The organism is Mycobacterium sp. NGS16 (assembly GCF_059813225.1).
In genome coordinates, this window is record NZ_JCALEE010000028.1 from 1 (window position 1) to 461 (window position 461).

Annotated in this window: 1 protein-coding gene; it reads left to right on the forward strand. The window is 61.4% G+C overall.

All coding sequences use genetic code 11. From position 1 onward, the window contains the following. Positions 1–2 precede the first annotated feature (2 nt). Positions 3–461, forward strand: a 459-nt coding sequence (locus AC5Y4Q_RS21640) for a beta-ketoacyl synthase N-terminal-like domain-containing protein (RefSeq protein ID WP_499960169.1), incomplete at its 3' end; no start/stop codon positions are given.

Below are 461 nucleotides of genomic sequence, written 5' to 3' on the forward strand. Positions count from 1 at the left end.
CGATTGTTGCTGAGGCGCTGCGCAAGATTGATGATTTGACGGCGCGGTTGGCGGTGGCTGAGGCCGGTGATACCGAGCCGATCGCGGTGGTGGGTTTGGGTTGTCGGTTGCCGGGCGGGGTTCATGATCCGGCGGGTTTCTGGCGGTTGTTGTGTGCTGAGGGTTCGGGGATTGTTCGGGTTCCGGCGGATCGTTGGGATGCGGATGCGTTTTATTCGTCGGATCATTCGGTGCCGGGGACGATTTGTTCTCGCGAGGGTGGGTTTTTGACCTCGTGGCAGCCTGCGGAGTTTGACGCGGAGTTTTTTGGTATTTCGCCGCGTGAGGCCGATGCGATGGATCCTCAGCAGCGGTTGTTGATGGAGGTGGCGTTCGAGGCGTTGGAGCATGCCGGGATCACCAAGGAGGCGATCCGGGGCACGCAGACCGGCGTCTTCGTCGGGCTGACCACCAACGACTAC